This window comes from Falsihalocynthiibacter sp. BN13B15, from assembly GCF_041205415.1.
In the GTDB taxonomy this organism is placed as follows: domain Bacteria; phylum Pseudomonadota; class Alphaproteobacteria; order Rhodobacterales; family Rhodobacteraceae; genus Falsihalocynthiibacter; species Falsihalocynthiibacter arcticus.
The window spans coordinates 437,940-450,869 of sequence record NZ_JBGFCE010000002.1; the positions used below are offsets into that span (position 1 = coordinate 437,940).

The 12,930-nt window shown below is 55.4% G+C and carries 13 protein-coding genes; 10 read left to right on the plus strand and 3 right to left on the minus strand.

The annotated features are described in order from the left end of the window. Positions 1 to 9: 9 nt before the first annotated feature. Positions 10 to 468 carry a (2Fe-2S)-binding protein gene (locus tag AB9F26_RS04740; RefSeq protein ID WP_369755489.1) on the plus strand — a complete coding sequence of 153 codons (459 nt, stop codon included), beginning with the start codon at positions 10 to 12 and terminating at the stop codon, positions 466 to 468. A 1-nt stretch (position 469) separates the two neighbouring features. Continuing rightward, positions 470 to 2,713 (plus strand): molybdopterin cofactor-binding domain-containing protein, encoded by a 2,244-nt coding sequence (locus AB9F26_RS04745; RefSeq protein ID WP_369767405.1) that lies wholly within the window; start codon positions 470 to 472, stop codon positions 2,711 to 2,713. Between the two features lie 70 nt (positions 2,714 to 2,783). On the opposite strand, the gene AB9F26_RS04750 is transcribed toward AB9F26_RS04745, so the two are convergent. Then, positions 2,784 to 4,175 (minus strand): DEAD/DEAH box helicase, encoded by a 1,392-nt coding sequence (locus AB9F26_RS04750; protein ID WP_369767406.1) that lies wholly within the window; start codon positions 4,173 to 4,175, stop codon positions 2,784 to 2,786. A 651-nt stretch (positions 4,176 to 4,826) separates the two neighbouring features. Between AB9F26_RS04750 and AB9F26_RS04755 the strand changes: the two genes are divergently transcribed. Next, positions 4,827 to 5,810, plus strand: coding sequence for a GGDEF domain-containing protein (locus tag AB9F26_RS04755; RefSeq protein ID WP_369767407.1), 984 nt, complete (start codon positions 4,827 to 4,829; stop codon positions 5,808 to 5,810). Here the strand turns inward: AB9F26_RS04755 and AB9F26_RS04760 are convergent. Both AB9F26_RS04760 and AB9F26_RS04765 read right to left on the minus strand, forming a co-directional pair. Then, entirely contained in the window at positions 5,804 to 7,039 is a 1,236-nt protein-coding gene (locus tag AB9F26_RS04760; protein ID WP_335584796.1) for a biotin/lipoyl-binding protein, read from the minus strand. The genes AB9F26_RS04755 and AB9F26_RS04760 overlap by 7 nt on opposite strands. Further along, positions 7,032 to 7,409, minus strand: a complete 378-nt coding sequence (locus AB9F26_RS04765; RefSeq protein WP_335584797.1) for a hypothetical protein — start codon at positions 7,407 to 7,409, stop codon at positions 7,032 to 7,034. The genes AB9F26_RS04760 and AB9F26_RS04765 overlap by 8 nt, the downstream gene beginning before the upstream one ends. Before the next feature lie 407 nt (positions 7,410 to 7,816). On the opposite strand from AB9F26_RS04765, the gene AB9F26_RS04770 reads away from it, so the two are divergent. The 7 genes from AB9F26_RS04770 to AB9F26_RS04800 all read left to right on the plus strand — a co-directional run bounded on the left by AB9F26_RS04770 (position 7,817) and on the right by AB9F26_RS04800 (position 12,923). Beyond that, positions 7,817 to 8,209 carry a helix-turn-helix transcriptional regulator gene (locus AB9F26_RS04770; protein WP_335584798.1) on the plus strand — a complete coding sequence of 131 codons (393 nt, stop codon included), beginning with the start codon at positions 7,817 to 7,819 and terminating at the stop codon, positions 8,207 to 8,209. Between the two features lie 101 nt (positions 8,210 to 8,310). Further along, the gene (locus AB9F26_RS04775; RefSeq protein ID WP_369767408.1) at positions 8,311 to 9,828 is read left to right on the plus strand and encodes a sensor histidine kinase; all 1,518 of its coding nucleotides are present in this window, start codon (positions 8,311 to 8,313) and stop codon (positions 9,826 to 9,828) included. Beyond that, positions 9,825 to 10,433, plus strand: coding sequence for a response regulator transcription factor (locus AB9F26_RS04780; RefSeq protein ID WP_369767409.1), 609 nt, complete (start codon positions 9,825 to 9,827; stop codon positions 10,431 to 10,433). The genes AB9F26_RS04775 and AB9F26_RS04780 overlap by 4 nt, the downstream gene beginning before the upstream one ends. A gap of 90 nt (positions 10,434 to 10,523) precedes the next feature. Next, complete coding sequence (locus tag AB9F26_RS04785; RefSeq protein WP_369767410.1) at positions 10,524 to 11,003, plus strand: heme-binding protein; 480 nt, start codon at positions 10,524 to 10,526, stop codon at positions 11,001 to 11,003. A gap of 59 nt (positions 11,004 to 11,062) precedes the next feature. Beyond that, positions 11,063 to 11,728 carry an ankyrin repeat domain-containing protein gene (locus tag AB9F26_RS04790; protein ID WP_335584802.1) on the plus strand — a complete coding sequence of 222 codons (666 nt, stop codon included), beginning with the start codon at positions 11,063 to 11,065 and terminating at the stop codon, positions 11,726 to 11,728. A 90-nt stretch (positions 11,729 to 11,818) separates the two neighbouring features. After that, the gene (locus AB9F26_RS04795) at positions 11,819 to 12,199 is read left to right on the plus strand and encodes an MbcA/ParS/Xre antitoxin family protein (protein ID WP_335584803.1); all 381 of its coding nucleotides are present in this window, start codon (positions 11,819 to 11,821) and stop codon (positions 12,197 to 12,199) included. Beyond that, on the plus strand, positions 12,159 to 12,923 hold the full coding sequence (locus tag AB9F26_RS04800; RefSeq protein ID WP_369767411.1) for an RES family NAD+ phosphorylase: 765 nt from the start codon (positions 12,159 to 12,161) through the stop codon (positions 12,921 to 12,923). Before AB9F26_RS04795 ends, AB9F26_RS04800 begins: the two co-directional genes overlap by 41 nt. Positions 12,924 to 12,930 lie beyond the last annotated feature (7 nt).

Sequence of the window (12,930 nt, forward strand, 5' to 3'; positions counted from 1 at the left end):
GATACTTTGATGAAACTTTTGGTAAATGGAACCGTCCATGACCTGGATGTCGAAGAGGACATGCCCCTCTTGTGGGTGTTGCGCGATGAACTCGGCATCACTGGTCCCAAATACGGCTGTGGCATTTCACAATGCGGCGCATGTTCGGTCCATATCGACGGCGAATTGGTCAAATCCTGTCAGGTTGCCGCGATGGATGTTGAGGGCGAGGTTACAACAATCGAGGGGCTGGGAACGCCAGATTTGATGCACACCGTTCAGGCCGCTTGGGTCACACATCAAGTGGCGCAATGCGGCTATTGCCAGTCGGGGCAAATCATGGCGGCAGCCGCGCTGTTGTCCCAGAATGCTGCGCCAACTGATGACGAAATCGACGAAGGCATGTCCGCAAACCTCTGTCGCTGCGGCACCTATCCACGCATACGCGCTGCTGTGAAAACGGCTGCATTACAAATGAAAGGCGTTTAAAATGAGTCGCGCTGGAAAAATTGCGCGCCGCACGTTCCTGATCGGGTCGGCGGCGATTGTTGGTGGTGTGGCTTTTGGCTTTTACCAATACAAAAAACCCATCACAAACCCGCTTTTGGACGGGTTACCCGAGGGGAACGCAGCGTTGACGCCCTATGTTCGCATTGATGCTGACGGGGTTACGATCATCACGCCGCGCACCGATATGGGGCAGGGCGCATACTCCATTCAGGCGGCGATGGTCGCCGAAGAATTGGACATTGCTTGGCAGGACATCAAGGTTGATCCGGGTATGCCAAGCCCCGCGTATTTTAACGGTTCTGTACAAGGCGAAGGCATGCCGTTTCCCGCGACGGACGACGGATTTATGGCCACCAATGCGCGCGCGTTTGGCCATGTACTGGGTAAACTTCTGGGCGTTCAGATCACAGGCGGGTCTTCGACCGTCCCTGATGGATACGAAAAACTACGCATCGCAGGGGCCGTTGCCCGCGAGACGTTAAAGGCTGCCGCCGCCGCACAGACGGGCCAATCTGTGGCCTCCATGAATACCGAAAATGGCGCGGTTATTCTGGCGGACGGAACCCGTATTAGCTATGTGGATTTGGCCGCAGAAGCCGCCAACGTCACGCTTGTTCAAGAGGTCAATTTGCGGCCAGAGACCGAGTGGAAATACCTCGGAAAAGATATGCAGCGCATTGATATCGTGGCAAAATCGACGGGTACGCTTCCCTATGGTATCGATATGGAAATGGACGGTATGGTCTATGCGACCGTGCGCACAAATCCGCGTCTTGGCGGGGCGGTATTGGGGTATGACGACAGCGAGGCAAAAGCCGCGCGCGGTGTCCTCAAGGTTGTGCCTATCACCGGCGGCGCGGGCGTCATCGCCGACAATACATGGCGCGCGTTTGCGGCGGCGGATATGATTTCCTTTGACTGGGGCCCCGCACCTTATCCTGCCGAACAGGATGCTTTGTGGGAGGCCGTTGGTGCGTCTTTCACAAAGGAGTATCAGGACAGTCAGTTCAAAGATGAGGGCGATGTTGAGGCCGATTTGGCCAAAGGTGACGTGCTTGAAGCGACCTATCGCATTCCTTATTTGGCGCATGCGCCGCTCGAGCCGATGAACGCAACCGTCCTTTTGAAAGACGGGCGTTTGGATGTCTGGACAGGCACCCAAGCCCCTACCTTTGCGCTTGCCAAAATTGCAAAAACCTTTGGCATTGAGGCGGAAAATATCTTTCTGCATGCGTTGAGTGTTGGCGGTAGTTTTGGCCGCCGTTTAGAGGATGATTTTATCGTGCAGGCGGTCGAATTGGCCGTCGCTTATCCAAATGTCCCGATCAAAATGACGTGGACCCGCGAAGAGGATATGACGCATGATTTCCCACGCCCAATGCAAATGTCACACGCGAGTGGCCGTGTCGAAGATGGTAAAGTCGCGTGTTTTGATTTGGGAATTGCGGCGCAATCCGTGACGGCCTCGCAAATGGGGCGTGCGGGAATGTCCGTACCGGGCCCAGATATCGCGATTGTTGCGGGCGCGTGGGATCAACCCTATGCCATACCGAATTATCGCGTCACGGGCTATCGCGTTCCCGAGCTTTTACCTGTGAGTTCTTGGCGTTCGGTTGGCGCGTCCGGCAACGGCTTTTTGCACGAAGGTTTTCTGGACGAGTTGATCCACGCGGCGGGGGCCGATCCGTTGCAAGAGCGCTTGCGTTTGTGTTCGGATGACGTGTCGCGCAAGGTGTTGGAAGCGGTTGGCGAGATGTCAAACTGGGGCGAAAAAATGGGCGAGGGACGCGGGCGCGGCGTGGCGTTTAACTTGTCCTTTGGAGTTCCGGTGGCGGAGGTTGTTGAGGTGACGCAAACCCCCGACGGAATCAGAATCGATAAGGTTTTTGTTGCCGCCGATGTGGGCCGCGTGCTTGATCCGATCAACTTTGAGAACCAAGTTCAAGGTGGCGTTATTTGGGGGCTGAGCCATGCGATCATGGCGGAGCTGACCTATTCGGACGGTGTCGCCGACCAGAATAATTTCGATGGGTTCGAGGCCATGCGCCTGTTCCAAGCGCCCGAAATTATCGTGCGTGGCCTTGAAAACGGCACGAAAATTCGAGGTATTGGAGAGCCTGCAGTGCCGCCCGCGGCGCCCGCTTTGGCCAATGCGATCTTTGCCGCCACGGGGCAACGCATTCGCGAACTTCCCCTGTATAATCACATTGATTTTGTAAGCTAAGACGCAGAAATACTTGTGTAAAAGAAAACCCCGCGAAAGGAAAACTTTCGCGGGGTTATTTGTTTGAGATTTAGGAAGAAACGCGGGAGCGACGTTGGCCGCCTGCACCTGCGCCAGCACCGCCGCCGCCACTGCGACGTGGTTTGCCACCGGCACCGCCGCCGCCATTTGGCCGCCCTTGGCCGCCACCGTTTCCGCCGCCACCATTGGAGCGACGTTGGCCGCCACCAGCACCACCAGCGCCGCCTCCGGCACCGCCGCCGCCTGCGCGACGACCGCCACCACCAAATCCACGGCCACCGCCGCCACCTGGTTTTTTGGCAGGGGTTTCATTTTCCCATGCACGGCCACTCGCGATTGGAAGCGGGCTTCCGGTTACTTTTTCGATGCCGCGCAATTCGCCCATTTCCGCAGAGGAACAGAAGGCAACCGCTTGACCAGAGGCACCAGCACGGGCCGTGCGGCCAATACGGTGCACATAGTTTTCTGAAACATTGGGCAGGTCGTAGTTATAGACATAGCCTACGCCTTGGATGTCGATGCCGCGCGCCGCAACATCAGTTGCTACGAGGACTGTGATTTTGCCCTCTTTGAATTCTTTGATCGCACGGTCACGTTGGCCTTGGCTTTTGTTGCCGTGGATGGAGCCGGCGGTAAACCCAGCAGCGCACAAGCTTTTCATCAGTTTTTCGGCGCTGTGTTTTGTGCGCATAAAGACCAGCGAAAGCTCTTCTTTGTGAGTGCCGAGAAGCTCAACCAGCAAGCTTTGTTTGGCGCTTTGAGCGACATAGTGCACGGATTGGGTGACTTTGTCGGCGGTTTGACCGGGACGCGAAACTTCTACGCGTACGGGGTTGTCCAAATAGGCGCGCGCAAGTTCGTTCATTTGTTTTGGCATAGTGGCCGAGAACAACATTGTCTGACGCTCTTTTGGCAAGAGGGGCGCAATGCGGCGCAGCGCGTGGATAAAGCCAAGGTCCAGCATCTGGTCGGCCTCATCAAGCACAAGGTAATGTGTGGTGCTCAGGTTTACGGCGCGACGGTCGATGAGGTCGATCAAACGGCCCGGAGTGGCGATCAAAAGATCAAGGCCACGGGTCATCATTTCGATCTGACGGTTGATGGAAACACCACCCACAACGAGACCAACTTTAATGTGGCTGCCTTTGGTGAAGGCGCTCAGGTTGTCGGCGATTTGCTTGGCCAATTCACGCGTTGGCGCAAGGATAAGGCCAGCAGCATGTTTCGGCGCAGGTTTAACGCCTGTCTTAGTCAAGGCGTGGATAAGGGGCAGACCGAAGGCCGCCGTTTTGCCAGTACCGGTTTGGGCAAGGCCCATCACATCGCGGCCATTCATGGCGTGCGGGATGGCTTGGGATTGAATTGGAGTTGGGGTTTTAATGCCCAGCTCGTCTAGTTTTTGTACGAGACGGGGGGCAAGGCCCAGCATGTCGAAATCCATTGGATAGTCCTTTCGCGGGAAAACCCGCTAAACGGCATCGCCAATTGGCGTGCCGAAAATACAAATGCGCCAGCCCAATAGGACTAGCGAAGGCGTTAGGGTTGCGTTTGAAGCCAAAGGCGTGGCCGAATGCCGACCTATGTCCAAACGACGGCCCCCCCGCGTGATGTGGGAAACTTTTTGCTTACACTGCGCTCTTCGCGGATCGCGAATCTCTGCTCACGCGGCAGAACGCTTGTGTAAGGGGTATGTGGGCGCTCTCGACTTCAAAGTCAAGAGCGTGTCTTTTTAAGCCATTTCCCAGTATAGCGCCTAAGTCTTGATCACTTTGCTGGAAGGCCTTCGCGAGAACTCGCCTATAAAACGGCCCGCGCTTGGTCAATTTTGAGACACGTGCTAAAAGTGTGGGCATGTGTTAAGAGCCTAAATCCGTTTGGCAAAATCACTAAGTCGAATTCTATCAAGTTAAGGTGTTATGGGCTTATTAAATTTTAGTCGATCAAGTGATGTTTTAAGTGTATTTTTGAATGGTGTAGATGAAGTGTTAATCATCGTGGACAGTATCGCAGCCAAATTCGTCAGGACCTCGACAGGTATGGCCTGCGAGAGAGATTTTGAGCGACTTAGCCCTTCTAAAGCGAGGGCGCGCGCATGAACGCGGGCGGGAGTTATTACCAAAAAGTAGCCAATGCCTATGCTGGCGCGACCGTCATCGTTGACCTTAATGGTAAAATCGTTGCGGTGAATAATGCAGCCAATGAGAAGTTCGCGTTTAATCTCGGAGATGACTTTTGCGCGTCCTTTATGGACCCACAGGCCGCGTTGCTCGCCTTGCAAGAAAGTGCAGCCCCAAACGCAAACCACCTCTTTCAAATCAAGTTGGCAGGGCAGGAGACCTTGGCTATATTTGGTACAGGTGTGGTGCCGGAACCATCGCAAAGCTTTCGGGGCAAACCAAGTGTCCTGCTCCGCCTTGAGACACAAAGCGCCCTTTCGGCACGGTTCACAAGCTCGCCCACAGATGGCCTTGAAGACCTCAATCAGCGTTTGCGTTTTGAAATTGAGCGCCGTTTGAAGCTAGAGATGGAAAATGCGACCCTCGAAGAAAAGGTGAAACGCGACCCGAAAACCTCCCTTTTGACGCGCGGCGGAATGGACAAGGCCTTGCGGGCGCACGTTCAGGAAACACCTGATGTGCCGCTGATTATGATTTATCTCGACCTGAATGGTTTCAAAACCATCAACGATAACCTTGGCCATGACGCGGGCGATCTGGCGATTGCCGAGGTCGGGCGCATCCTCAAGGAAAACCTGCGCCAAGACGACATTGCGGCCCGTTTAGGAGGCGATGAATTCGCGGTTGTCCTGAAAGGGGCGCAAAACCGTGCTCAGATCCAACAATTCGTCCTCCGGCTACATGATCTTATTTGCGAGCCGTTTGACTATACCGATCCTTTGACCAAGCAAGTCCATCTCATTGATCTGAGTTTTTCGGCGGGTGTGGCCAAGTATCCCAGCGATACAAAGGATGTCGGGTTGCTTACAGTCTTTGCGGATCGTGCGATGTATTCGGCAAAGGCGCGGGGGGTTCCGTCGGAGAATTTCACCAATATTCGCCCCCCAAGACCTCAGTGACCCCCTGATAGAACTAGGGTGCGGACAGGCAACAACAATGCCTGCGACCGCAGCAAAATTGCATGCACCAACGCCAAGGTATCGGTGACATGGTAAAACGTTTTCATACCAAACCCCAAGGTGCCGGAGGCAATCAGATCGTGGTGGTTTGAATAGAGGTTGGCGATGCAATTGCTCCCCGAAATAATACCGTCAGTATGTCCCTCATAGAGGGGTGTCAGTTCGACCGTTATCGTGCCGGGGCGGACGACGTCTTGGGTGTCTATAAGGCGATCGCTCGGGCGGAACTGGCCCGAAGCAATGACATCCTGAACGCGGGACACAAACATTGGAATAACGGTGAAGGGTTTTGAAGCACAGGTGATTTCCGCGATCATACCCTCTTTTATAACGCCGGCGGATATCTGGCCAAATCCGGCGATGAATGAGCCTTCGTTATCACTTTCGGGGACCATAATGCCAGCGGGGCGGAACATCGGATTCACGATATCTCCGACTTGCAGCGCCAGTTGGAAAATAGTGGCATCCACGCCGGCACTGATGAGGGTTTTATCGAGCGCCACTTGGGCTTCAACAACATGCGATAGGGCGCTCTCTTTTTGGGCGGGAAGGACGAGGTCGCGTTGGGTGATCACCCCATCGCGATTTGCAACTGCGGCATCATATGTGGCAACCTTGGTCGCCAAAAGTTGTGTTAAAGTGTCGAGTTCCTTGTCTGTAACCACGTCGGGATTGCGTTTGTAAATGTCCTGTTTACGTTGCAACTCATTGGCGGTTTGGTCTCGGCTGGCTTGGGCTTGGGCAATCGTGGCTTCCGCCACGGCAAGCTGGGACACGACCAAAATAAGCGCAGCATCAACCTCGGAAACTGTACTTTTTGCCGCCTCAAGATTGGCCACTTGCATGGAATCGTCGATTTTAAAAATCGGATCGCCTTGCTTCATTTCTTGGCCTGTTGTCACATAAATTTCCGTCACACGGCCATTTGATTCTGGAAGAATAGAAATGGTGCGATAAAACGACGACACATTGGTCGTGGAGGGGTGGTAGTAAAAGATGATGGTGATCAGCGTAAGGGTCAGAATTGCGCAGGCCGTGATGCCATAACGCAGAACATACCATACCGAAAACAGCGTGATTTCATGGCCGATACGCTTGCCCTGACCATAGCGGCGGTACAGGTAATCGGGCAGGATTGTGATCAAGGAGCAGCCGATAACTTCAAACATTTTTCGTGCCCCCATTTTTGGATATGCGAAGCAACGAGCGCGCCATTGAGCGGAAAGGGGTTAGGAAATCGGGGAGGGTCACCGTGGCCAAAACCAGAGCCGCAACCCAAAAATAACCGTTGTGGGTAAAGAGGGCCAAAAGCGACAAAGCCCCGATAACCTGAAGCTGGTTGCCGCGCTTTTCTTCGGCAAGGGACTCGGGAATAGAATGGAGTTTGAAGTAGAACACCCCAAGCGCAAGGATCAGTCCAAGAACGAAAACAGTTACGACGGTAAACATTTGATCTGTGCCCCCCGGAGGAACGATAAAATAGGGCAAATGTTCAGTGGCCGCCGGATTGAGGGCAAGGCCAGTGGGAGGGTTGGACATGGGGGTTCCTCGTTTTGATTTGCCACTTTAGTGCGCGACTAGTTGGCCGTTGTCTATCTTTATAACCAATATCAAGGGTTTGGTAGCATGTTTTTATGGAGTCTCAATTCACCACTCTTGCTGTGAATTCGAGTGGGTATGCCGCCAGCGCATCGGGCAATCTAGGTTGAAACAGGTCACAGCCCCCGCAGGCCGCGCAGGGCAAATTCCGGAAGGCGTAATTGCGCTCAATCCCCTGCCTGTCGCACTGGCGGGCAGGGGTCTTCAAAACGGGCTAATATCACCTCAGTTTGAGGGCGTTGCCGCTGCCAGATGCTCCAATGAAACGCGCGGCGAACTTGAATTTTGAGGCATAGTAGGTTAGGGAGGGTGTACTGTAACAATACAGTCCAAACGCGGAGCCCGTCGTGTCCACCATAAACCTTGAGAATACCGACCAATTCAACGAAACCGTCGCCACATTCGGCGACCGGCTTGAAGCCGCGCGCGAGGCCAAAGGGTTGACTGTGGAAGGTCTGGCGGGGAAGATTGGTGTCGAAGCCAGCAGCGTCGAAGCATGGGAAAACGATGCCGACTCGCCGCGCGCAAATCGCATCCAGATTTTGGCAGGATTGTTGAACGTGTCCATGGTCTGGTTGATCAGCGGCGAAGGCAATGGCACCAGCCACGTTGCGGACACATATGATCGCCCCGCTGGCGTGAATGACGCTCTGGGCGAAATTGCACAGATGAAAGCAACACTGACGGGCGTACTCGACAAGCTCGACAAGCTCGAAAAACGCCTGCAAGAAATCGATTGATCTCCCGTTAGTTTGCCCCGTGGAAACGCTTGCGTTCCATTGTGCGCCGTAACCGTAGAAATACGGATTGGCGAATTGTGGGCCGCATGCGATGAAGACGGATGAAAACGGCGCGCACATCTTTTGAAAATATCTGGCGAACCCTTGCGCTTTGGGGTGTTGTTTTAGCACTTACCGTTGCAGCCCTGGCGCTTTTTGAACGGCAGAGGCTGGTACGCGAGCTGACGGTCAAGAGCGCAACGCTACATCGTTTAGCGTCTCAGCGCGCTGATCAGCATGACGCACATTTAACGTCCCTTTCAGCGATTTTTGTTGCTGGAGGAGCCGAGCGGCAGGACTTATTCTTGGATGTCACGGCGACAATCAAGCGCTTTTACCCACGCATTCTTTCAGTGGATGTGGTCTCGTTTGATCCATCTGAGGTGGGCATTCAATCGCTCCCGCGCCTAGAGGTTGGGACTGCCGCGCTTATCCGCGAGATGGCCCAAAGCTCAAATGGCGCGTTGCAGTTGCACCAGATGCCCGCGCGGCCGACACAATATTTTCTGGTGAAACGCAGCCCCAATACAGATGCAGCGCGGCACGCTCTCGCATTGGTCATCGACGCAAATGCGCTGGTGGCATCGGAGGATCCCTTTTGGGAGCGGCCCTCTGTCTCGCGCCGAATTTCAACACCGGAAGGAGACGTATTGACGGGAACAATCGCGCCCGACGGTGCCGGTTTCTCCATGCCCCTCGGGAGCGCGTCACAGCCATTGATCCTTGAAACATCGCTGGCGATACGCTTGGCTGACTTGTTGTCCGTGGGGAAAACCATTGCGGCAATCACTGGGGTTTCGACGTTATTTTTGCTGATACTCCTTGGCCTTAAACAACGCGCCCGCCGGAAGGACGCCGAAAGTCGTGCCCAATTGAGCGCACAAGAAACCCGATTGGCCCATGCTTCGCGCGTCAATGCGATGGGCGAGATGGCCAGCGGAATGGCGCATGAATTGGCGCAACCCCTGACCGCTATTCTAAGTCAAGTACAAGCAGGGCGTCACTTGGTCCGGCAGGGAGACACTGGGCGGTTGGCGCAAGTTTTGGACGATACGGTGACGCAGGCGCAAAGGGCGTCCGACATCCTTGATCGCCTCAGAAAATGGAGCAAACCCAATCGCGCCGCGCCCACGGCCTGCGCCCTGCATGACGCGGTGCACAGCGTTGATCGGCTGTTGGCGCTGGAAGTTAAAACCGTCGGGGCCACCATTTTGTTGCAGCTTTCGAAGGAGCCGATTTTTATTGTCGCGGACCCAGTTGAGGTGGAACAGGTTGTGTTTAATCTGGTGCGCAATGCACTGGATGCCTCAGACCACCCGAAAGTTACGATCAGAACGCAGATCTCTCAAGGGCGGGCGATTTTGGAAGTTTTGGACGATGGCCCTGGTGTTCCACCCGACCTTAGGCCACGTATTTTTGAACCTTTTGTAACGGGGAAGCGCGACGGAACGGGCCTTGGGTTGGCGCTCTGTCAACGACTGGTCGAAGAGATGAGTGGCGATTTGGAACTTGCCGCCGACACGCCGCAAACAACATTCCGCTTGTCCATCCCTCTCGCATCCCCCCGAGGTTCCTTATGAAAAACTATGTCTATCTCGTGGATGATGACGAGGCCGTGCGCAAGGCGCTGACCCTTTTGCTTGAGACAGTTGGCCTAAATGTGCGCAGCTTTGGCGCGCCTGAGACCTTCCTAAATCAAGCGGCGAGCCTCGATCCGGGATGTCTTATTCTTGATATTCGGATGCCCGCGATTTCTGGTTTGAAACTACAGGAAAAACTGCGGGAACACGGGATAAACTGGCCCACAGTGGTGATCAGCGGCCATGGCGATATTGAGGCCTGTAGGCGGGCGTTTCGCAACGGCGCGATGGATTTTCTGAGTAAACCCGTGGATGAGCATGACTTGATTGATGCGATTCAAAAGGGACATGCCGAACTTAAAGCCCAAGAGCAGGTTTCAGCAGAGCGGGCCGAAGCTTTGGCGCTGGTCCATCACCTCTCAGTGCGAGAACAGGAAGTGCTTGGGATGATTGCCAAGGGGTTGACCACCAAGCAAATGGCCGACGCACTCAGCCTGTCGCCGCGCACCGTCGAGAGCCACCGTGCGGCGATTGCGGCCAAGGCGGGCACCTCGTCGGCGGCGGAATTGACGCGGTATTGGCTGGAGGCGCAGGCCGGTCCGTAGAACTACGGACATCCCTGCGGGCGCTACGAATGGCGCAACGCAGGCACGCGATTTAGAGTTGGATTATCAGTTAAACAAAAGGAAAATCCAATGATCCGTACAATCGCTCTTGTCGCCTTTCTCGCCCCTGTCGCCTCCTTCGCACAGGACTTGCCAACCGCGCCCTATCTGCCGCTCGACATGGCCACCAAAGCCGCTCAAACCGCCGTCGACGCCTGCACCGCCGAAGGTTACAACGTCAGCGTCGCGATCGTCGCCCGCAGTGGTGTAACCAAAGTAATCTTGCGGGCCGACAACGCAGGGCCACACACGGTTGGCAGCAGCACGGGTAAAGCCTTCACCTCCGCAAGTCTTGGCCGTGACACGGCTGGTTTGGCCGATTTCATCGGTGGCAATCCACAAAATGACGGTTTGCGCGATATGGATAACCGTCTGGTTATTCAAGCGGGTGGCCTTCCGATCAAGATCGGCGGCGCTTTGGTCGGTGGGATCGGTGTTGGTGGCGCTCCCTCGGGGGACATTGACGCGACCTGCGCACGGGCTGGCCTTGACGCCATCAACGCGGAATAAACCAAAGGCGGCCCGCTCCCACTAAAGGGTGGGCCGCTGCTTTTTAAAAGGGGATCTATATGCTGCGCTCTCTGGTTTTTTCTGCCTCCTTGGTGCTGTTCGGTGCCGCCCATGCCCAAACCGCCCCATCGCGTTCGGATGTTGCGTCTTATGTTGGCCTGCACCGTGCGGCGCATGAAGGGCAGGCGGGTGAGATTGCCCGTTTGATCGCGGCGGGTGCCGACCCGAACGTGCGGGACCCCGCTGGCCGCACCCCTGCACATGTTGCCGCTTTTGCCTCTCACAACAACGCGCTTACGGCCTTGGCGCAGGGGGGCGCCGACATGAATGCGTTGGAAGATGGTGTCTATGATGTGGTGACAATTGCGGCGGTCGCCGACGATCCCGACATGGTGTCTTTGGCCATGAGCCTTGGCAATAAGGCGGATTTGATCACCAGCGTCTATGACGGCACAGCCCTGATTGCTGCGGCACATCTGGGTCATGCCGAAGTCGTCGCGCGTCTTGTCGCGGGGGGTGCCCCGCTCGATCACATCAATAATCTTGGATGGACTGCCGTGATGGAAGCGGTGGTTTTGGGAAATGGCGGTGCGGATCACGTCCGAACCGTTCAGATACTTGTGGAAGCCGGTGCGGACATTTCCCTCTCGGACCGCGACGGCGTCACTCCCTTACAACATGCGAGATCACGAGGGTACGCGGAGATTGTTAGCCTGCTTGAGTGAGTATCAGGAGGCGGCATTTTGTCAGCTCAATATTGACCTTCCTGTAGAAATATGTTTAATATAATATTCCTACAGAAAGGAATAGCACTTATGGACACCATCCAAAGACTGGCCTCTGTTCCAAGTCGTGAGGCGATTTTGACCAAAGCTACGACCCGTGCCGCCGCACGCCTCGGTCTGTCTGGTCGATTTCTGGCAGATGTGCTTGGGGTTTCCGAAGCGCAGGTGTCGCGGTTTAAAAGCGGCGAAGCCACTCTTGCCCAAAACACGAAATCATTCGAACTTGCCGCGCTCCTCGTGCGGGTTTTCCGTTCGCTTGACGCGATTGTTGGCGGGGATGATCGCGTGGCCTGTACGTGGCTGAAATCAGAAAACACGGCCTTGGGCGCACAGCCTTTGGAACGCATGACCTCAATACAAGGATTGATGGATGTCGTCACCTATCTGGACACCCGCCGCGCTCCAATCTGAGGTTCAGCCGATTGACAGCACCGCGTGGCGTCTTGTTGAGGCGCAACACGTCGTGTCGACATTAAGCCTCGTGGACAGCTTGGAAGAGCAAGCGATGCTTGAGGATATTCTGGAAACAACAAAACCGCCGTTGCCCAAGGACTGTCAGGGGCTGGATTACCTGCTGGCGACGCCGTTCCGCTACAGGCCCTATCCACATGGGTCGCGGTTCCGTCGCGCAGGCCTCACAAAGGGCGTCTGGTATGGGTCTGAAGCCCCAGAAACGGCGCTCGCCGAAATGGTCTTTTACCGGTTTTTGTTCTATGCCGAGAGCCCGAACACGCCGTTTCCCGACAATCCAGCGGATTACACGGCGTTTTCCGCCGCACTTTCAAGCGAACGCGCGCTTGATTTGACGACGGGTGGCCTCAAAGCGGATGCCGCAGATTGGCAGCACCACACGGATTACACTTCCTGCCAAAACATTGCGGACACCGCGCGGGAAATCGACGTAGGCATCCTTCGGTTTGCCTCGGTGCGTGACCCGTCCAAAGGGGCGAATTTTGCGGTTTTGGACTGTCGGGCCTTTCGGAATAGTGCACCTCTGGATCGGCAAACGTGGCGTATCCGTATTTCTCGAACGGGGGCACAGGCCGTTCGGGATTACCCGCGACTTGGGCTTGAGTTTCCTCAGACGGCTTTTAACGATGACCCACGCGTTGCCGGAATGGTTTGGGAGAGATAGGCATTTA